Genomic DNA, 19,031 nt, shown 5'->3' with positions numbered 1-19,031 from the left:
AGCGTGCCCGGACGGGCCACCCGCAACGCGCCCTCGATGTCATCCGGACGTCATCCGGCGTGGTCCGCAGCCGCACTCCACCCGGCTTCGCGCAGCGGCGTCCAGGTGGAGCCGGCAAGGGCGGGCGTCGAGCCCGCGGGCGGGGTGACCCCCTCGATCGTGCCGTCCCAGGCGGTGACCTGGAGCGTGAGGTCGGCGAGGGCGGTGTCGTCGAGGTCCATCAGGTCGAGGGACCACGTCTCACCGTGGTAGAGGTCGTCGGCGATCGCCGTCCCTCCGGACAGGAGGGTGGCGTCGCCGCCCCGGTAGTCGAGTTCCAGGCGGGCTTCCGCCAGGCCGGCGAACGTCGAGGGGTCGGCGCTGATCCGCCACCGGCCGGTGCCCGTGGCGGTGATCCGCGGCGCGGGCGGCGCCGCGGCGAGCCGGTAGGTGAAGCGGGCGAACGGCGTGGCCTGGCCGCCGGCGCTCTCCCAGCCGGCGGCCGGCGCCAGCCCGCCGGCCGGGAGGACGTCGGCACTGATCGTCGCATCCGCGGCAGCGGCGAAGCGTACGGTCGGCTGCACGCCGGTCACCTGGCCCGCGGTGGTGATGATCAGCCGGTCGCGGCCGTTCAGCGGCGCGACGGTCGCGTCGAGCGACTCGGCCTCGGTCAGCACGACGATCCGGGCGCAGGGAGCGGCGGTCGCGGACGCGTGCACCAGCAGCGAGGTGCGCCGGCCGGCCGGGACGGTGACGACGAGTTCGGTGCCGGTGATCTGCCGGGTCGTGGTGCCCCACTCGTCGGTGAGGGCGACGGACCGGTCGAAGGCGAGGGCGCGGTCGGTCCAGTCGGGGGCCCAGTAGACCCAGGTGGGGAGGTCGTCGCCGGCGAGCTTGGCCAGGGGTTCGACGGTGGCCCAGCGCAGGTCGACACCGCCGAGGTCGGTCATGACGGGGAAGAAGGTGCTGCGGTCCGGTGGCATGGTCAGCGGCGCGGCGGGGAGGGAGACGGTGCCGCCCGCGGTGTGGATCTGGAGCTGGACGTCGCTTCGGCTGGGCATGGTGACGTTGCGCTGGGTGTTGTTGACGAACACGAAGCCGCGGCCGTCGGTGTCGAACCGGCCGATGTAGCGCAGCCGCCGGGTCTGCGTGGGGTCGAGGAGCTGTCCGGGGTCCCGGCTGATCCTGGTGCGGACCAGTTCGGTGGCGCAGGTGGTGACGAACGTGTGCAGTCGCCGGTAGCGGCGGTAGGAGTCCCTGGTCCGCCCGAACTCGCCCAGCGGTGCCTGGAAGTCGTAGGTGAGCGGCCAGGTCCCGGACAGGCCCGCGACCTGGGTGCCGCCGTGGAACATGTAGTAGCCGAGGTAGTTGGCCCCGCGGCCGACGCTGTCGTACGCCTGTCCCACGACGTGGTCGGGCTCGACCAGGAAGCGGTCGGTGCCGCGCATCGGGCTGCCGGTGCCCAACTCGCAGAAGCCGCGCGGGTAGGCGAGCGTGTCGTAGGTGGCGCCGCCGAGGTCGGTGTCGGCGGTCCACTCGTCGGTGCCGTAGACGAAGCCGGAGACCGCCTCGGTGCCGGCGCCGGTCTCCCAGCCGCGGTAGCAGTACGAACCCTGCAGCGGGATCGCGGTGTCCGGCGCGAACACCGAGTTGGCGGTGACCGAGTAGTAGGGGACCACCATGCCGTGGTCGGCGCACATCGTGCGCAGCGTGGTGATGTGGGCGGGGTCGCCGGAGGCGTACTCGTTCTCCAGCTGGATGCCGACGATCGGGCCGCCGTCCTTCGCGAACAGTCCGTCGGCCTGCGCGGCGAGCTGGGCGAAGTACGCGTCCACCTTGGCCAGGTAGCCGGGGTCGTTGCTGCGCGCACCGGGCAGGGCGAAGTCGGGGATGCCGCCGTTGGTGGTCTCGGCGTTGATGTAGGGGCCGACGCGCAGCCAGACCAGCAGGCCCTGGCGCTGGGCGGCGGTGAGGAAGGCGCGCAGGTTCCTGCGCCCGGTCCAGTCCCAGGTTCCTTCCGGCTGCTCGTGGTGGTTCCAGAACACGTAGGTCGACACGATGCCGAGGCCGGCGGCACGCAGCTTGCCCAGCTCGCGTTCCCAGCGCTGGTCGGAGCAGCGGACGTAGTGGAGTTCGCCGCTGACGGGATACCAGGCGGCCGCGTTCCTGGACCAGCCGTTGCGCGTCACGCCGTAGCTGACACCGGCGGCGACACCGCCGGCGCCGGCCAGCGGGTCGTCGGTGCGCGCTTCGGTGGTCGTGGCGTCGAGCCGGTACGGGGCCGTGGCGACGGTCCACCACTGGCCGGGGTCGCCGGCGTCGGAGCGGATCTCGACCGTGGCCCCGGGGGCGGTGGCGTCGCCCGTGACGGTCAGCAGTTTTCCGCTGGGCCTGCTGACGATCTTGAACCGCCCCTGGCCCGCGTCGTCCAGCCGCCATTCCTGGTTGGGGCCTCCGGTGGGGTGCCACTGGATGACCTGCGCGCCGTCGTCCGTCGATCCGCCGCTGACATCGAGCCTCGTGCCCGAGTGCATGGGGCTGAGGGCGGTCCATCCGTCGCCCTGGTCGAGCAGGGTCCACTGCTGGTTGGCCGCGCCACTGGCCGTCCACTGGATGACCTGCGCGCCGTCCGCCGTCGATCCGCCGTAGACGTCGAGCAGGCAGCCGCTGCCGACGTTCGTCAGCGTCACCGGCGCGCCCACGGTGCCCGTCGCCGCCACCGCCCGGGACGGCCACAGCAGGGCCCCGGCGATCTGGGCGCTCATGACCGCCGCGGCACCGCCGCCCAGCAGTCTGATCGCGCCGCGGCGGCTCAGCCCGCCGCTTCCTGGCGTTGCCGGCTGGTCCATCTCTACTCCCGCGGGTCGGAAGGTTGACCGGAGAACCAACGCAGTCAACCGAAAACACTCACAATCGAACGTGGCGGGCTCAGGGAACTGCGTCGGCGGACGCGCGTCAAGTGTTTACGCAAACTTCGCCCGCACTCTGCGACAACCCTTGACTGCTACGACGTCTCGGCGCTACCAATGGCGCACTCACAGCCCGTGTTCGGTCACGGCTTGTTGTGATCGATCTTGTTTGAAGACGAACGGGGTGCCGCCCTCGCCTGCCCGCGTGCCCCTCGTTCGTCTTGTGCGCCTCGGACGTCCCGCGCTTCGCCAGGTGCTCCGCGCCGAGCGCTTCCGTCGCAGGCGGCACCACCAGGACCCGGCATTGGAGAGCCATGTCATGACCCCTCGCACGATCGTTCTCGGCACCGCGTTCGGCCTCGTCCTGGCCCTGCTGGGCGCCTTCGGACCCGCCGGGATCGCCCCAGGCCGGTTCACCGCCCACGCCGCCTCCGGTAGCGCCGCCTCCGGTACCACCGCCTGGCAGGCCGGGCGATTCACGGTGGACACGCCCGACGTGGTGCGCCGGTCCGATGTGGTCCTCGGGCGTCCCAACACCACCCCCGCGCAGGCGATGCCGCTCGGCAACGGCACGATGGGCGCGGCGGTCTGGGCGGCGGGCGGCTTCACCGCGCAGCTCAACCGCTCCGACACCCTCCCCGACCGCAAGTCCCCGGGCCGGGTGACCGTCCCGGGCCTGTCCCGGCTGACCGACGCCGCCGACTTCTCCGCCCACCTCGACCTGTACGACGGCACCCTGGTCGAGTCCGGCGGCGGCATGACCGCCACCATCTACACCCGCGCGGACAAGGACGAACTCGTCGTCGAGGTGACCGGCGCCGATCCCGCGGTCACCCAGACCGCGCGGCTGGGCCTGTGGTCGGGGCGTTCCCCCCAGGCGCAGGCGGGCGGTGGGATCGGCACGCTCGCCGAGACCTGGAAGGACACCGGCCGGCCCGGGTCGGGCGGCGCCACCTTCGGCTCGCTCGGCGGCATCACGGCCGGCGGCCAGGGCGTGAGCGCGAGCGTCGTCGACGACCGGACGGTCCAGGTCTCCTTCACACCGCACCCGGACGGCTCGTTCCGGGTGATCGCCGCCGCGCCGCACTGGGCCGGCGGCGACGCCCAGGCCACCGCCTCGGCACTCCTGGGCGGCGATGCGACCGCCGGCGCCGCCACCCTCAGCGCCGGACACCTGTCGTGGTGGCACACCTTCTGGAACGGAGTGGGCCTGACCGAGTTCTCCTCGGCGGACGGCAGCGCGGACTACATGGAGAACCTGCGCACCCTGGACCTGTACGACGCCGCCGCCGAGAGCCGGGACACCTATCCCGGCTCGCAGGCAGGCGTCGCGGACCTGTTCTCCCCGTACCAGGACTCCCACCAGTGGGACCCGAGCGCGTACTGGCAGTGGAACCTGCGGATGCAGGTCCAGGCGAACCTGTCCGCCGGGGCGTTCGCGCTCAACGACCCCTACTTCCGCCTCTACCGGGACAACCTCCCCGCCATCCAGACCTGGACCACGGCGCACATGGGCGGCCGTGCCGGCGCGTGCGTGCCGGAGACGATGCGGTTCAACGGGCAGGGCTACGAGTACGAGACCTGGCTGTCCTCGCCGGGCCTGAACTGCGACGCCGGCTCGGGCCCGTACTACAACGCCCGGACGATCAGCACCGGTGCCGAGGTCGGGCTGTGGGTGTGGCAGCAGTACCGGATGACCGGCGACCGGTCGTTCCTCACCGCGAACTACCCGCTGATGGCGCAGGCGGCCCGCTTCCTGCTGGCGTACGCGACCACGGGCTCCGACGGTGACCTGCACACCTATCCGTCCAACGCCCACGAGACGCAGTGGGACGTCCACGACCCGACCACCGACATCGCCGCGATGCAGGCGCTGTTCCCCGCGACGGTGCAGGCCGCCCGGCTGCTCGGCCAGGACGCCGACCTCGTCACCCGACTCGACGCCGCCATCCCCGAGATCCGCCCCTACGCCCGCACCGACGCCGCCACCCGGACCCAACTGCTCACCCCCGCCGACGACGCCGCCGGCGCGGATGTCATCGCCCCCTCCTACGACCCGGCCGCGAGCGCGCACAACTCGGAGAACGTCGGCCTGGAACCGGTCTGGCCCTACGGCCTGATCGGTGACGCGAGCCCGCTCACCGACCTCGCCAAGCGCACCTACGCCGACCGGCCCGACAAGCTGACGAACGACTGGTCCAACGATCCGCTCCAGGCCGCCCGGCTCGGCCTGGGCAGCGAGGTCGCGAGCACCCTCACCGGCATCACCGAGGCATACCAGAAGCTGCCCTCGGGGCTCGCGACCTTCGTCGGGAACGAGCCGTACGCCGAACAGCAGGGCGTGGTGGCGGCGACGCTGGACGAGGCGCTGGTCCAGGACTACGACGGCCTGGTGCGCATCGCGCCCGCGCTGCCGCCCGGTTGGGACGCCGACGGCACCGTCTTCATCCAGGGCGGCAGCAAGGTCTCCGTCCAGGCCCATGGCGGCGTCGTCACCACGGTGGGGATCAACGCCGGCTCCACCGGAGCCATCAAGGTCCGCAACCCCTGGCCAGGACACCAGATCCAGGTGGTCGACGGCACGGACGAGAAGACCGTCGTCGTCGCCTCGACCGGAAACGCGCAGATCTCCGTTCCGGCCGTCGCCGGCTCCTCCTACCTGGTCCAGCAGGTCGCCGACCCGGTCGGCGCCAGGCCCGTCGCCGCGGTCACCGGGACCCCCGCCACCCAGGCGCGCACCCTCGGCCCGGTCACCATCGGCCTGCTTCCCGGCGGCCCTGTCGTCGGCGCCGCCTCGGGCCGCTGCCTCGATGATCCGGGTGCCGTCACCGCCCCCGGCACCAAGGTCGACATCTGGGACTGCGACGGAAGCGTCAACCAGACCTGGACCCGCGAGCGCCACGGCACCCTCACCGTGCAGGGCATGTGCCTCGACGCCTCCGACGGCGGCACCGCGCCGGGCACCGCGGTCGTCCTGTGGACCTGCACCGCGGGCGCCGCCGACCAGCAGTGGACGCTCGGCCCGGACGGCACGATCCGCAACACCGCCTCGGGCCTGTGCCTGGACGTCACCAACGCCGGCACCGCGAACGGCACGCCCGCGGAGCTGTGGACCTGCAACGGAGGTGGCAACCAGCAATGGGCCACCGGCTGAGCCGTGTTCCGGCGGCGGCGCCGCCCGTGCGGGCCGGGCCGGGCGGCCATCCCTGACGTTCTGCCAGCGAACGAATCCCCTCACCCACCCGCGGTCCCCCCGGACCGCCGACCCTTCCCGAGGACCCCTCATGCTCCCCTTGCGACATGCCCGAACCGGACGTGCCGGAACCCGACATGCCCGAACCGGCGGGCCGCGCAGAGGCCGCGCCGCGACCTTCACCGCCGCCCTCGTCACCTGGCTGGCCGCGGTGCTGGCCTTCGCGCTGCCCTCGACCGCCGCCCACGCGGCGGCGACCGCGCAGTTCAACCCCGGCCAGACGTGGCAGGACAGCGCCGGCGGGGTGCTGCAACTGCACGGACTGGGCATCGTCAAGTCCGGCTCGACCTGGTACGGCTTCGGCGAGGACAAGACCGGCGAGAACTCCGGCGACGCGTCCTTCCAGGACATCCCCTGCTACAGCAGCACCGACCTGGCGCACTGGACGAAGAAGGGCCAGGCGCTGACCCGGCAGGCCGACGGCGACCTGGGCCCGAACCGGGTGGTCGAGCGCCCCAAGGTGATCTACAACGCCTCGACCCACACCTACGTGATGTACCTGCACATCGACTCCTCCTCCTACGGCGACGCCAAGGTGGGCGTGGCCACCAGCAGCACGCCCTGCGGGCCGTACACGTACCGCGGCAGCTTCCGGCCGCTCGGCTTCGAGAGCCGTGACCTGAACATCTTCCAGGACACCGACGGCACCGCCTACCTGCTCAGCGAGGACCGCTCCAACGGCCTGCGGATCGACAAGCTGTCGGCCGACTACCTCTCCGTGACGTCCGCGGTCGCCGTCCTGCCCGACTACGAAGCCCCCGCGATGGCCAAGGTCGGCGGCCGGTACTTCCTGCTCGGCTCGCACCTGAGCGGCTGGAGCACCAACGACAACGACTACGCCACCGCCACCTCGCTCGCCGGCCCCTGGTCCGGCTGGCGCCCCTTCGCCGCGGCCGGCACCAGCACCTACGACAGCCAGACCGCGAACATCATCCCCGTCCAGGGCTCGTCCGGGACGACGTACATCTACGCCGGCGACCGCTGGAACACCTCCGATCTGGGGTCCTCCGCGCTGGTCTGGCTGCCCATGACGATCAGCGGCAGCACCCTGTCGGTCGGCTGGCAGAACTCCTGGACGCTGGACTCCGCGGCCGGCACCTGGTCCAACGGCTCCTCCAACCCCGCCGACGGCACCATGACCCTGGCCAACGCCAACAGTTCGCTGCTGATGGACGTCAGCGGCGGCTCCACCGCGGACGGCGCCGCCGTGATCCAGTGGGGCGCCGACGGCGGCGCCAACCAGCAGTGGACGATGTCCAGGGTGGACGGCAACGTCTACACCCTGGCGAGTGCGGCCAGCGGCAAGTGCCTTGAGGTGCCGGGCAGTTCGGCCGACCAGGGCACGCAGCTCGACCAGCGGACGTGTGACGGCGGCAGCAACCAGCGCTGGGCGGTGGAAGCCGCGGGGACGTACACCTCGCCCACCGACTCCTGGTTCGTGCTGGTGAACCTGGCGACCGGCTGGGTCGCCGATGTCGCCAACCAGTCCACCACGGCGGGCGACCCGGTCGTCCAGTGGGTGGGCAACGGCGGCTACAACCAGATCTGGGCGCTCGGCTGAGCACCTGACGGCGCCACCACCGCTCCGGCCGCCACCCCGGCCGCCACCCCGGCCGCCACCCGGTCAGCCGGGCTGGTGGCCGGGGTGAGGCTCGTGCCCGAGGTGCGGTTCGTGCCCGGGGTGCGGTTCGTGCCCGGGGTGCGGCTCGTGTTCGGCGGACGCCTGGGACGCCGTCATGTCGAGCAGCTGCATCGCGTCGTGGTCGGGGGTGCCGGGGCCGGCGGAGTAGACGCCCATCCGGTGCCCGGGGGTGCCTTCGAGCGCCATGCCCTGGAAGGCGAGCGTGATCTCCCCGACCTGGGGGTGCAGAAAGGTCTTGGTGAGGTGCTTGCGGCCGGTGACCTCGTAGCGCTCCCACAGACCCGCGAAGTCCGGGCTCTTCAGCAGGAGTTCGCCGACGAGCTGGGCGAGGTCGGGCGCGTCGGGGTCGGTGCCGGCCAGCGCGCGCAGCCGGGCCACGCAGCCGCGGACCTGGTTGCCCCAGTCGGGGAAGAGCTCGCGCGCGGTCGGGTGGAGGAAGAGGTAGCGGGCGAGGTTGCGCTGGGTGGCGGGCCAGTCGTCCATGCCGCAGTAGAGGGCGAGCCCACCGGGGTTGTGGGCGAGCAGGTCCATGCTGCGGCTCAGGACGTACGCGGGGTTCGGACGTACCGTCTCCAGCAGCAGCTTCACCGGGGAGCGCACCGCGCGGGTCGGGGCCGGGACGGGCTGCGGCGCGTAGCGGGCGGCGCGCACCGCGAGTTCGCGCAGGTGCTGGTGCTCCGCGTCGTCCAGTTGCAGGGCGCGGGCGAGGGCGTCGACCACCGCGGGACTCGGGCGGGTCTCCTTGCCGCGTTCCAGGCGGGTGTAGTAGTCGATGCTGACGCCGGCGAGCGTGGCCAGCTCCTCGCGGCGCAGGCCGGGGGTGCGGCGGATGCCGGGCCCCGGGGTCAGGCCGACGGCCTGCGGGCTGGTCTGGGTACGGCGGGCGCGCAGGAAGCGGCCCAACTGCTCGCCGCCGCTGTGGCCGCCGCCGTGCTGCTCGGGTGCCATGGCTCCAGTCTCCCGCCGCCGTCAGCCCGACACGCCCGAGGTGGGGGGCCCTGTCACACCCCTGCTGGCCGTTCCCCGGCAGATCCCGCCCTGCCGGAAGCGCCCGCGCGGGTGCACGCTCGTAGGTGTGGAGCGATATCCGTACGGGACCGCGGCCGGCCCCGTCGTCCGTGCGCGGCGGGTTCCGCCCTCCGTGCGGGACGACCCCGCGATCCGTGCCGGGCGGCCTCCGCCACCCCGGAATTCCCCGCCCGCCACCGACCGTTCGTACCACCGAGATCATCAGGAGAATCGAGAAGCGATGAAGCACATCAAGCTGCGTGACCTGGACGTCTCCCGCATCGGCCTGGGCGCGATGGGCATGTCCCACGGCTACGTCGGCGCGGGGACCGACGACGCCGGGTCGATCCGTACCATCCACCGGGCCCTGGAACTGGGCCTGACGTTCATCGACACCGCGGAGGTCTACGGCCCCTACGTCAACGAGGAACTCGTCGGGCGGGCGCTGAAGGGCCACCGGGACGAGGTGGTGCTGGCGACGAAGTTCGGGCTGATCTCGCACACCGGCCGCCAGGACGGCACCGACAGCAGCCCGGCGAGCATCCGCACCGCGGTCGAGGGCTCCCTGAAGCGGCTGGACACCGACTACATCGATCTGTACTACCAGCACCGTGTCGACCCGGGCACGCCGATCGAGGAGACGGTCGGGACGCTCGCCGAGCTGGTCACCGAGGGCAAGATCCGCGCCATCGGCCTGTCCGAGGCCGGACCCGACACGATCCGCCGCGCCCACGCCGTCCACCCGGTCACCGCGCTCCAGTCGGAGTACTCGCTGTTCACCCGTGACCCCGAGGCCCACGTGCTGCCGGTGCTGCGCGAGCTGAACATCGGCTTCGTACCGTTCTCGCCGCTCGGCCGCGGTTTCCTGACCGGTACCATCCGCTCCACCCACCAGATCGACCCGGCGGACTTCCGCGCCGACAACCCCCGGTTCACGGAGGAGAACTTCCAGCACAACCTCCGGCTGGCCGACGCGGTCGCCGCCGTCGCCACCGAGATCGGCGCCACCCCGGCCCAGGTCGCGCTCGCCTGGCTGCTGGCCCAGGGCGACGACATCGCCCCCATCCCCGGCACCCGTCGCGTGGCCCGGGTGGAGGAGAACATCGGCGCTGACGAGGTGCGCCTCGACGAGGAGCAGCTCGCGCGGCTCAGCAGCCTGCCCCCGGCCGCGGGGGACACCCACAACGAGGCCCAGATGCGCCTGCTGGAGCGCTGACCGACCTCTCGCCCCACGGGCCCGGCGGCATCCGTCGCCGGGCCCGTCCGTGCGACCCGATGCCGCCGGGCCCGTGCGACCCGATGCCTGGCGCGTCGGTGCGACGCAGCGGCGCGGACCACCGCGCGGTGCACCAGGTTGTTACCTCTCGGCTGCCCTCCTCGTCCAAGGAGGCGGAACGCGGCGGGCCGGGGACGTCCGACCGTCCCCGGCCCGCTACCGCCCACCCGCTCAGCACCCGCCTGAGGACACGTCGAGGAGAGATCACGTGAACACCGCTCTGTGGATCGTCGCCGGGCTGCTGGCCGCGGCCTTCCTGGTCGCCGGCGCCAACAAGCTGTTCATCCCCCGGGAGAAGCTGGCCAAGGCCCCCGGCGGGGGATGGGCCCTGGACTTCGACGCCGGGTTCGTCAAGGCCCTCGGCGCCGTCGAGGTCCTGGGCGCCGCCGGCCTGGTGCTGCCCGGCTGGCTCGGCATCGCGCAGATCCTGGCGCCGAGCGCCGCGGTCGGCCTGGGCCTGATCATGATCGGCGCGGCGGTCGTGGAGTCCCGCCGCCGGGAGTTCGTGCACGTCCTGGTGAACGTGGTCTACCTCGCCCTGATCCTGTTCGTGGCGGTCGGCCGCTTCGGCCCCGAGTCCTTCACCAAGTAGCGGGCCCTGAGCGCCGGTCGGGGCTCAGTGGGGCTCTTCCTCGGGGAGGTCCTGTTCGACCCAGATCGTCTTCCCCTCCTCCCCGTAGCGGGTGCCCCAGCGGCTGGCCAGGGTGGCGGCGATCAGCAGGCCCCTGCCGCCCTCGTCCTGCGCCCGCGCGTGCCGCAGGTGGGGGGAGGTGGTGGAGTCGTCCGAGACCTCCACGGTGAGGTGTTCGTCCCGGATGAGGCGGACCCGCGGTTTCCCGCCCGCGTGCTGGAGCACGTTGGTCACGAGTTCGCTGACCACCATCTCGGTGGCGAAGACCTGGTCCTCCAGCCGCCATGCCTCCAACTGCTCGCGGGCGCGGGCCCGGCAGTCGGCGACGGCGGCGCGCTCCCGGGGCGACGTCCACGACACGTGGTCGTCCGGGGCGAGCCGTCTGACCTCCGCGGTCAGCACCGCACCGCCGTCGCGGGCGCCGCCGACCCGGTCGCCCATGAGGGCGTAGACGATGTTGTCGCAGGCCACTTGGGCGTCGCCGGCCGACCTGCCGGCCGCGCGCCGGAGCAGCGCGAGGGCGTCGTCGTCGCCGGGCGGGTGCAGCATCGAGGCCGAGTAGAAGGTCAGCAGCGTGTCCGGCGCGAGTGTGGTGCGGGCCGTCTCGTAGCTGGAGTGGTGGCCAAGCGCGGGGCCCAGCGGCACCTCGATCGGGGTGGTGACGCCGTCCGCGGTGGTCACCAGCGGTGCGGGCCAGTCCGCGGAGGCGAGCGCGAGGCCACCCGCGATCGGGTCGTAGATCGCGTACAGGCAGCGGGTTTCCCCCGCGGCGGGGCCGGCGGCGCTGCCGTTGTCCGCTCGCGCCTCGGGCGACGCCGCGTCCTCCTGCTGGATCGTGTGGGCCACGTCGTCCAGGTGCGCCAGCAGTTCGTCGGGGGTCAGGTCCATCCGGGCGAGCGTGGCGAACGCGGTCCGGAACCGCCCGATGTCCACCGAGGCGCGCAGGCCGTGCTGCGGGATCTGGCCCATGGCCAGGCCCACCCGGGCGCCGGACAGCGGGATCACGTCGAACCAGTGGGTCTGGTGGCTGCTCGGGTTCCAGAAGTACGCCGTGCGGACGGCGGGCACCTCGGGCAGGCGCTGCGGCAGCAGCCTGCGCTGCAAGGTCGTCGCCGCGTTGAGCTCGCGGGTGTAGCGGCGCGCGTTCTCCATGTGGACGGCCGCCCGGGCGGTGATCTGCTCGGCCAGCGCCAGGTCGTGCCGATCGAACGGCGTGGTGTCCCGCCCGGCCCGGTAGAAGCAGGCCAGCCCCAGCACGCGGCCCCGCTGCACCAGGGGCGCCAGGATCATCGAGTGCACACCCGCCGAACGCAGGATTCCCGCGCGGGCGGCGTCGTGCATGTGCCAGTCCGACGGGCTGCTGCGCGGGTCCACCAGCCGCGGCTTCGTGTCCGCCAGCGCCTGGCTGTACGGGGTGGGGAACGCGAAGCGGCTCGGCTCACCGACCGCGTACAGGCTGGTGAACTCCGTGACGGAGACGAACGCGGCCCGGCGCAGCGGGGAAGTGGCGCTCAGCGGCGGCAGCGGGGCCTCCTCGCCGTGGAAGAGGGCCTCCGCCAGGTCGACGGAGACGACGTCGGCGAACTCCTCGGTGGCCGCCGACGCCAGCTCCTGCGCGGTCTGCATCACGCCCAGTTCCGTGCCCAGCTTCTTGTGCATCGTGACGAGCAGTCGCTCCGCGTCCCGGGACCGGACGCTCTCCGTCACGTTGTGCATGATCGTCGCCGCCCCGACGACATCCGTGCCCTCGCGCAGCGGAAGAGCCAGCACGGAGTAGACCTCCGGCCCCTTCCGGACGTCCTGGACGACGACCGGGCTCGCGCCGGCGGCCCGCTCCTGCGACATGGCCCGGGCGACCAGCGGGCTCAGCGGCAGCGTGGAGTCGAGCTCTTCCACACGGTGACCGACGACGTCGTCGGCCGGCAGGCCGCGCACGGCCAGGCAGGCCGCGTTGCTGCGCACGACCGTCTGCCCGATGTCGTACAACTCCAGGCCCGCGACGGCGTTCTCGAACGCCGACGGCATGTAGGCGCTCTGCACCCGGGCCGTTCCCGGGCTCGCCGCCGATCCGACCGCGGACAGCACGGTGCCCTCGTCGCTCCGCCAGGCGTCGAACTGGACGACCGGCGTGCCGTCCGTCTCGCTCGCTTCCAGCAGGTCCCGCAGCACGTGCAGGGCGGACTCGCCGACGGCGCCGGCCAGGGCGGTCGGCGGGATCTGCGCGGAGCTGCGTACGGCCGTCACCCGCCCCCGGGCATCGAAGCTGAAGGAACCGCTGTCGGGCATCTCGGACCTCTCCTTGCGTGAGGTGCGCGGCCGATCCCCCCACCGGCTCACCACCATTGTCCCATCAAGGCCCTTGCCCACAACCTCGACGAGTCCGTCGGCTGCACGAACCAGAAGACCGACGGCATGGGCGACCTCACCTGCACCACCGGCAGCAAAGTCGACCACGCCCCCCACTGCGCCACCCTCGCTCTCTACGGCACCACCGCACGCAACGACGCCCTCCGCAACGCCACCGCCTGGAAAGGCGGCCCCGCCTACCTCGTCACCGCGGCCAACTGGACCGTCAACCTCTGCGACTACAACCTCGCCGACACCGTAGCCACCGAGGCCCTGCCCCCACACCGCAGATTCGGGGGAACCGGGACAGCGAAAGACCGCGTCTGGCACAGTGCAGCAACAGGCAAAGCACGATGCGGTGCGGTGCCTGCTGCGGCAACCCGACCCGATGGGGGATCATGCGAAGCGGTGACGTAGGGAGCGAGAGCGGCTACTGGGACCCTGCCCACCCTGTCCTCGAGGTCTTACGGGCCCGCCGAGCCGAGGGCAGCCTGCCCGGGCACCGGAGCGACGGTGCGAAGGTGGCGCTCGCCATCGAGGGCGGCGGCATGCGTGGCGTCATCTCGGCAGCCATGCTCACCCAACTCGAGGACTACGGCTTCAAGAACGCCTTCGACACGGTCTACGGCTGCTCCTCGGGCGGGATCAACGCCGCGTACTTCCTCGCCGGCGAGACCTGGTACCCGCTGTCCATCTACTACGACGATCTGACGACCAAGCACTTCGTGGACTTCGCCCGGGTCTTCCGGCGGCTGCCGATCCTGGGCCTGGACTACGCCTTCGACCACGTGATGGAGCAGCTGAAGCCGCTGGACTACGAGGCGGTGCTCCGTTCGGACATCCCCCTGGTCGTCCCGGTCACGGATGTCGATGCCCTCAAGACCGTACCCCTGCGGGACTTCTCCACCCGCGCGGAGCTCAAAGCCGCGCTGCGCGCCTCCGCGTGGCTGCCCATCGCCCTTCCCGGCACGGTTCAGATGGCCGACGGGCGCCGCACGCTGGACGGCGGAGTTCTCACCGCGCTTCCGTTCCGGCTGGCGGTCAAGGACGGCTGCACCCACGTCCTCTCCCTCAGTACGCGGCCGATGCGCCCGGCGAGCAGCGGCTTCTCGCTCCTGCACCGCTACACCTACCTGTACCTCGAACGCATCAGGCGGGGTCTGGGCCGGGGCTATCTGACCGCGATCCGCCAAAAGCACCGGGACCAGGACTGGCTCCACCGCGTGCGCACCGCTCCTACGCAGGACGCGCCCCATGTGCTCGATCTGGCGCCGCTGCCGTGGATGACCGAACTGAAGCGCCACGAACTGGACAAGCACCTCCTGCTGGAGAATGCGCGGACCGCCTACGAAGTGGCGTTCTGCGCGACGGAGGGGCGGCCGGTCGAACTCATCCGCCAGGGAAGCGTCCGGGCCATGCCCAGATTGACGATAGTGGACTCCACTGATGACCACTCAGAGCGTGACGCTGGACCAACTGATCCTGGCAATCAGGGACGTGACGGCGTATAGCGACGCGCAGACCGCGGGCCCGGTCGCACTGCTGGGCCTGACCGACACCGGCCGGCCGGAGACGTCCAGGGACCGGAACCGGCGGCTCCGCTCCTGGCGCCGCCTGCTCCAGGAGATCCCGCTGGACGAGCGTTCGTTCGACGACCGCTTCGGGCTCGCCGGGAGGGCGGCCCTCATCACCGCCCTGTCGGACTGGTGCCGCGGCTACCGTGCACAGAGCGACGAATGCCGGGCGAGATTGGCCGGGCTCTTCGGCTTCACCGGCCTGCTGCTGGTCACCCTGCTCAGCCTCGCCGAGTCAGAGGCGCAGCGCTCCGTGCCGCATGCCTCCACGGTGCCCGCCCAGCAGGGCCGCGCGCTGACCCACGACTGCGCGGACACCTGCGGTGCCCTGGTCACCGAGCCCGCCGTGGCAAGGGCCATTGCGGAGGTCTACCGGCCGGACCCCCCGACCGGGGGGCGCCGCTCCGCGGCGGCCGGGCCGGCGGAGCAGGAGTGGGGCGCCGTGGAGCACGAGCCGCTGAGCTTCCACCGGCACGGCAGCACCTCGCTGATCCTGCGCGGCGTGACCTCCCGGGCCGTGCACGGGAACCGCTCCCCGTTCGCCCTCAAGCTGATCATCTACCCCTTCACCAAGTTCCAGACCATCGCGCATGCCACCCGCGAGTACGCCCAGCGGTACGGAACCTCGGCCGCCGGCGCCCGGCACCTGGTGCACGTCTGGGCCAGCTTCGACAGCTGGATACTGATGGACTTCGTCGCGGGGAAGACCCTCGCGGAGACTGTCAGGGAGGAGCAGGCGCAAGAGGCGGCGGACGGTGAGGAGTTACGGTCGCTGCGGCTGGACCGGCTCAAGGCGCGCGGCCTACGCCTGTTCGAGGCGATGGAGGAACTGCAGAGTGTCGCGCGGGCCGACCCGTTGCCCGACCGGTTCACGGGCGTGCACGCGGACCTGTCGCCGTCCAACATCATCGTGTCCGACACGGACGACACCTTCAAACTCATCGATCTCGGGCGCAACTATCTCTACACGCACACCGTCACCGGGACGACGGGCGCGGACTCCTCGTACATCGCGCCGGAGGTCAGGGCGGGTGACAGCGAGATCGGGCGGGCCGACCTGTACTCGGTCGGCCAACTGCTCGTCCTGATCGGCTGCGGCCGGACGAGCACCGACGGCGTGGTACCGGACATCTTCTACATGCGGGCGATGCTGCTGGCGCGCTTCGTCGAGGATCTGATCGACGCCGATCCCGCCCGCCGATTACTCATCTTCCCCGCGGGCCCGGGGACGACGTTCTCGTTCACCGAACTCAAGAACAGCTTCCTGGCCGAGTTCGAGATGGCGCAAGCAGCAGAGCGAGGAGCCGACACGCTGCGGGTCGAGTCGGGTTGGCGGATGTCACGCGAACTGCTCCGCCCGCTGGCCGGGGACCCGGGCCGGGAGTGGCGGCTGTGGCGCATGCGCAGGCAGCAGAGCGCGCGTCCCGCCGCCAACCGCGGCCTGTTCTCCAACTGGCTGCTGGCCTGGTCCTTCGTCGCCGCCGTGGTGTGGGCGGTCACCAACACGGTCGTCATCACCTGGCTGTTGCGGGACCTGAACCTCGGCTGGGGGAACCGTACCGTCGAGCTGGTGCAGCACCTCACCCACGACCCCACTGGGCTGCCCGTCGTCGACGCGTGGCGGCGCGGCGACTACCACGTCCCCGACTGGCGGGCGAACCTCCCGGCACGGATCGTCGGCTTCTCCTACGCGCTGGCGGCGCCGAAGTACTACGAGATCATCTCCTCGGGCCTGACGCCCCTGGTGGTCGGTCGCCGGGCCGGCGCGATGAGCTGGCTGGCCCTGGCCACCGAGGCGGTGATGCGCATGATGGCCTTGCTGCCGTGCGGACTCGTGCTGGCGTGCACGCTGGTCGAACCGCGATGGTGGCCGATCAACTCGGCGATCGGCCAGTTGTCGCTCTGCCTGACGAACTACACGACGCTTTTCTTCGCCCGTACAGTGATTGCCCGCTCCCGGCGCCTCAAACTCAGTACCGTCCCCACCGACGACAGCAAAATCACGGGGCTGTCCTCCTTCACCCAGTGGGCGCCCACCTCGCTCTTCTACGCCACGGCCGTCCTGACCATCGGTGTCCTCCTCTACACGCACGTCCTGGAGGACACCTACGTCTACGCGCTGGGCGCCGCGGCGACCAACATCTTCGTCTTCTACGTGATCAAGACCGGCACCGGCGGCCCGATGATCCGCGTGGCGATCGTCCGCACCCACCTGGCCGCCGAACGCGTGGCAAGAGCCACCGCCCTCCCGCCCCCACCAGCAGCGCCGCCAACGCCGCCACCACCTCCTCCCTGAGCCCTCCCCAGCTCCGGCGCCCCACCCCGCCGTCGCCGTACCCGGCAGCGGCGCACAAGCCGAACGCGCACCAGGAAGGCGGTGGCCGACGCGGACGATCCCGGAACGGCGGCCCGGAAACTGGCCGACCTCCTGGCCCGCGCCCAAACCGGTCTCACCGACGCCACCCCCACCCAACCGTGAGACCGGGCGCGGCGGTTCACCTTGGTTGATCGGGCGTGGCCGGGGGGCGGAGGCGGCCGTCGTGGATTTCGGCGATCCGGTCGGCCGCGGTCAGGTGGGCGTGGTCGTGGGTGACCAGGACGGTCGCGGTGGACCGGTGGCGGGTGAGGCGGGCGATCAGGTCGATGACGGCGGCGCCGCGTTCCTGGTCGAGGGCGCTGGTGGGTTCGTCGACCAGGAGCACGGTGGGGTCGTTCATCAGGGCGCGGGCGATGTTGACGCGCTGGCGCTGGCCGCCGGAGAGCTGGTGGGGGCGGCGTGCGGCCTGGTCGGCCAGACCGACGGCATCGAGCAGGTCCATGGCCCGGTTCCTGGCCGTACGGGGCCGGCGGCCGTCGATCCGCGCCATGACCTGGAGCTGTTCGGCGGCGGTGAGGGCGGGCAGGAGGTTGGGCTGCTGGAAGACGATGCCGATCCTGCGGCGGCGCAGGCCGGCGAGTTCGCCGCGGGTCAGGGCCTCGGTGGGCGTGCCGTCGATCGTGACGGTGCCGGCGTCGGGGGTGACGAGGGTCGCGGCCACCGCGAGGAGGCTGGACTTCCCGCTGCCGGAGGGGCCGATGACGGCGGTCAGCGTGCCCTTGGGGACCTGAAGGGTGACCTGGTCGAGGGCGGTCAGGCGTGACCCTCCGTCGGGGTAGGTGAGGGTGACGCCGGTGACGTCGAGGCTCATCGGGCGCTCCCCAGGGCGGTCAGCGGGTCGACGGAGGTGATGCGCCGGACGGACAGGGCGGCGCCGAGCGCGCCGAGCGCGATCATCACGGCGGCCGGGACCAGGACGGTGGCGGGTTCGAGGAGGAAGGGCACGGCCGAGCCGGCCACGAGGGCGCCGACGCCGGCGGCGATACCGGTGCCTGCCAGGGTGCCGCCGACCAGCAGGACCAGGGCCTGTCCGAGGGCGTCCCCGAGCAGGCCGGCGGTGGACGCGCCCAGCGCCTTGAGGACCGCGACGTCTCCGCTGCGCTGGATGGTCCACACGGTGAAGAAGGCGCCGATGACCAGCGCGGAGATCGCGAACAGGAAGCCGCGCATCAGCTGCAGGGAGCCGTTCTCGGAGGTGTAGGAGCCGATCGCGGACAGCGAGTCGTCCTTGCCGACCGTCCTCGTGCCCGCGGCCGCGTCGGCCGCCTTCACGTCGACACCGGGAGAGGTCGTCAACGCGATGACCGTGGCGGTCGGCCCGCCGGCCCTGCCCGTTGGGGGTGCGGCCTTCCGCCAGGTGTCGAGGCTGGTCCACAGGACGGGGACGTGGCTGAAGGAGGCGTTCCCGCGCACCGCCGCGACGGTGACCTGCCGGCCGGCGAGGGCGATGCTGTCGCCCGTGGAGACGCCGAGGTGGTCGGCGGCGGCCGTGGACAGGACCACCGCGTGGTCGTCGATCTCGTCGCTGTCGGGGGCCAGCGGGGAGCGCGGCCGTACCCCGAAGGCCGACACCCCGGTGCTCCGGTCGCCCGCGGTCGCCCTGGTGGTGGTGATGCCCAGCGGTTCCGCGCTGCTCACGCCGGGCGTCCCGGCCCACCGCCGCCACTGCTCCTCCGTGACGGTGGAGTCGGCGTACGACAGCGCTTCGCCCGTGGCCGGCACGCCGAAGGCGATCCGGTCCGCGGGCAGGCCGGTGATCGCGGAGATGTTCTGCCGGCCCAGCCCGGCGGTCAGCCCCGACAGCAGCCCGACCAGCAGGGTGATCAGCACGATGACGGCCCCCATCAGGGCAAAGCGCCCCTTGGCGAACCTGAGGTCTCTCCAGGCGACGAACACGGCTGGGGCCTGCCTTTTCATGGGGTGCCGCGGCGGTGGAAGCGAGGTGCGTCACGTTCGCCGGGCGGGTGGACGCGGTGTGCCGCCGCCGGCGGGGTGGACGCGGTGTGCGCCTCCACCGTCGCCGTCAGGACCGCACC

Annotated in this window: 12 protein-coding genes; 7 read left to right on the top strand and 5 right to left on the bottom strand. The window is 72.2% G+C overall.

The window, feature by feature from the left end:
- Nucleotides 1-50 precede the first annotated feature (50 nt).
- Nucleotides 51-2,828, bottom strand: a complete 2,778-nt coding sequence (locus OG370_RS07390; RefSeq protein ID WP_328461836.1) for a beta-galactosidase — start codon at nucleotides 2,826-2,828, stop codon at nucleotides 51-53.
- Between the two features lie 379 nt (nucleotides 2,829-3,207).
- Between OG370_RS07390 and OG370_RS07385 the strand changes: the two genes are divergently transcribed.
- Both OG370_RS07385 and OG370_RS07380 read left to right on the top strand, forming a co-directional pair.
- Complete coding sequence (locus tag OG370_RS07385; protein WP_328461834.1) at nucleotides 3,208-6,042, top strand: RICIN domain-containing protein; 2,835 nt, start codon at nucleotides 3,208-3,210, stop codon at nucleotides 6,040-6,042.
- 130 nt (nucleotides 6,043-6,172) lie between these two features.
- Nucleotides 6,173-7,702, top strand: coding sequence for an RICIN domain-containing protein (locus OG370_RS07380; RefSeq protein WP_328461832.1), 1,530 nt, complete (start codon nucleotides 6,173-6,175; stop codon nucleotides 7,700-7,702).
- Nucleotides 7,703-7,765: 63 nt separating this feature from the next.
- Here OG370_RS07380 and OG370_RS07375 read toward each other — a convergent pair whose 3' ends face one another.
- Nucleotides 7,766-8,731, bottom strand: a complete 966-nt coding sequence (locus OG370_RS07375) for a helix-turn-helix transcriptional regulator (protein WP_328461830.1) — start codon at nucleotides 8,729-8,731, stop codon at nucleotides 7,766-7,768.
- 301 nt (nucleotides 8,732-9,032) lie between these two features.
- On the opposite strand from OG370_RS07375, the gene OG370_RS07370 reads away from it, so the two are divergent.
- Together OG370_RS07370 and OG370_RS07365 are read left to right on the top strand one after the other, a co-directional pair.
- Entirely contained in the window at nucleotides 9,033-10,007 is a 975-nt protein-coding gene (locus tag OG370_RS07370; RefSeq protein ID WP_328461828.1) for an aldo/keto reductase, read from the top strand.
- A 268-nt stretch (nucleotides 10,008-10,275) separates the two neighbouring features.
- Nucleotides 10,276-10,659, top strand: a complete 384-nt coding sequence (locus tag OG370_RS07365; RefSeq protein WP_328461826.1) for a DoxX family protein — start codon at nucleotides 10,276-10,278, stop codon at nucleotides 10,657-10,659.
- A gap of 24 nt (nucleotides 10,660-10,683) precedes the next feature.
- On the opposite strand, the gene OG370_RS07360 is transcribed toward OG370_RS07365, so the two are convergent.
- Nucleotides 10,684-12,984 (bottom strand): SpoIIE family protein phosphatase, encoded by a 2,301-nt coding sequence (locus tag OG370_RS07360; protein WP_328461824.1) that lies wholly within the window; start codon nucleotides 12,982-12,984, stop codon nucleotides 10,684-10,686.
- A 126-nt stretch (nucleotides 12,985-13,110) separates the two neighbouring features.
- Between OG370_RS07360 and OG370_RS07355 the strand changes: the two genes are divergently transcribed.
- From OG370_RS07355 to OG370_RS07345, 3 genes are all read left to right on the top strand, one after another.
- Complete coding sequence (locus OG370_RS07355) at nucleotides 13,111-13,461, top strand: hypothetical protein (RefSeq protein WP_328461822.1); 351 nt, start codon at nucleotides 13,111-13,113, stop codon at nucleotides 13,459-13,461.
- Nucleotides 13,462-13,565: 104 nt separating this feature from the next.
- Nucleotides 13,566-14,555, top strand: coding sequence for a patatin-like phospholipase family protein (locus OG370_RS07350; RefSeq protein WP_328461820.1), 990 nt, complete (start codon nucleotides 13,566-13,568; stop codon nucleotides 14,553-14,555).
- Nucleotides 14,491-16,914: a protein kinase domain-containing protein gene (locus OG370_RS07345; RefSeq protein ID WP_328461818.1), complete on the top strand. Its 2,424-nt coding sequence runs from the start codon at nucleotides 14,491-14,493 to the stop codon at nucleotides 16,912-16,914. The genes OG370_RS07350 and OG370_RS07345 overlap by 65 nt, the downstream gene beginning before the upstream one ends.
- A 199-nt stretch (nucleotides 16,915-17,113) precedes the next feature.
- Here OG370_RS07345 and OG370_RS07340 read toward each other — a convergent pair whose 3' ends face one another.
- Nucleotides 17,114-17,806, bottom strand: coding sequence for an ABC transporter ATP-binding protein (locus OG370_RS07340; protein WP_328461816.1), 693 nt, complete (start codon nucleotides 17,804-17,806; stop codon nucleotides 17,114-17,116).
- The gene (locus OG370_RS07335) at nucleotides 17,803-18,891 is read right to left on the bottom strand and encodes an ABC transporter permease (protein WP_328461815.1); all 1,089 of its coding nucleotides are present in this window, start codon (nucleotides 18,889-18,891) and stop codon (nucleotides 17,803-17,805) included. The genes OG370_RS07340 and OG370_RS07335 overlap by 4 nt, the downstream gene beginning before the upstream one ends.
- Nucleotides 18,892-19,031: the final 140 nt, after the last annotated feature.

This window comes from Streptomyces sp. NBC_00448 (assembly GCF_036014115.1).
Lineage (GTDB): Bacteria > Actinomycetota > Actinomycetes > Streptomycetales > Streptomycetaceae > Actinacidiphila.
The sequence above is the reverse complement of the archived record's forward strand: the minus strand, read 5'-3'. Positions and strand labels throughout refer to the sequence as shown.

What these genes read in the sequence shown, in the direction of transcription:
- OG370_RS07390 (WP_328461836.1), bottom strand. Translation starts at nt 2,828, where the DNA reads ATGGACCAGCCGGCAACGCCAGGAAGCGGCGGGCTGAGCCGCCGCGGC.
- OG370_RS07345 (WP_328461818.1), top strand. Translation starts at nt 14,491, where the DNA reads ATGACCACTCAGAGCGTGACGCTGGACCAACTGATCCTGGCAATCAGG.
- OG370_RS07355 (WP_328461822.1), top strand. Translation starts at nt 13,111, where the DNA reads ATGGGCGACCTCACCTGCACCACCGGCAGCAAAGTCGACCACGCCCCC.
- OG370_RS07370 (WP_328461828.1), top strand. Translation starts at nt 9,033, where the DNA reads ATGAAGCACATCAAGCTGCGTGACCTGGACGTCTCCCGCATCGGCCTG.
- OG370_RS07340 (WP_328461816.1), bottom strand. Translation starts at nt 17,806, where the DNA reads ATGAGCCTCGACGTCACCGGCGTCACCCTCACCTACCCCGACGGAGGG.
- OG370_RS07360 (WP_328461824.1), bottom strand. Translation starts at nt 12,984, where the DNA reads ATGCCCGACAGCGGTTCCTTCAGCTTCGATGCCCGGGGGCGGGTGACG.
- OG370_RS07375 (WP_328461830.1), bottom strand. Translation starts at nt 8,731, where the DNA reads ATGGCACCCGAGCAGCACGGCGGCGGCCACAGCGGCGGCGAGCAGTTG.
- OG370_RS07380 (WP_328461832.1), top strand. Translation starts at nt 6,173, where the DNA reads ATGCTCCCCTTGCGACATGCCCGAACCGGACGTGCCGGAACCCGACAT.
- OG370_RS07385 (WP_328461834.1), top strand. Translation starts at nt 3,208, where the DNA reads ATGACCCCTCGCACGATCGTTCTCGGCACCGCGTTCGGCCTCGTCCTG.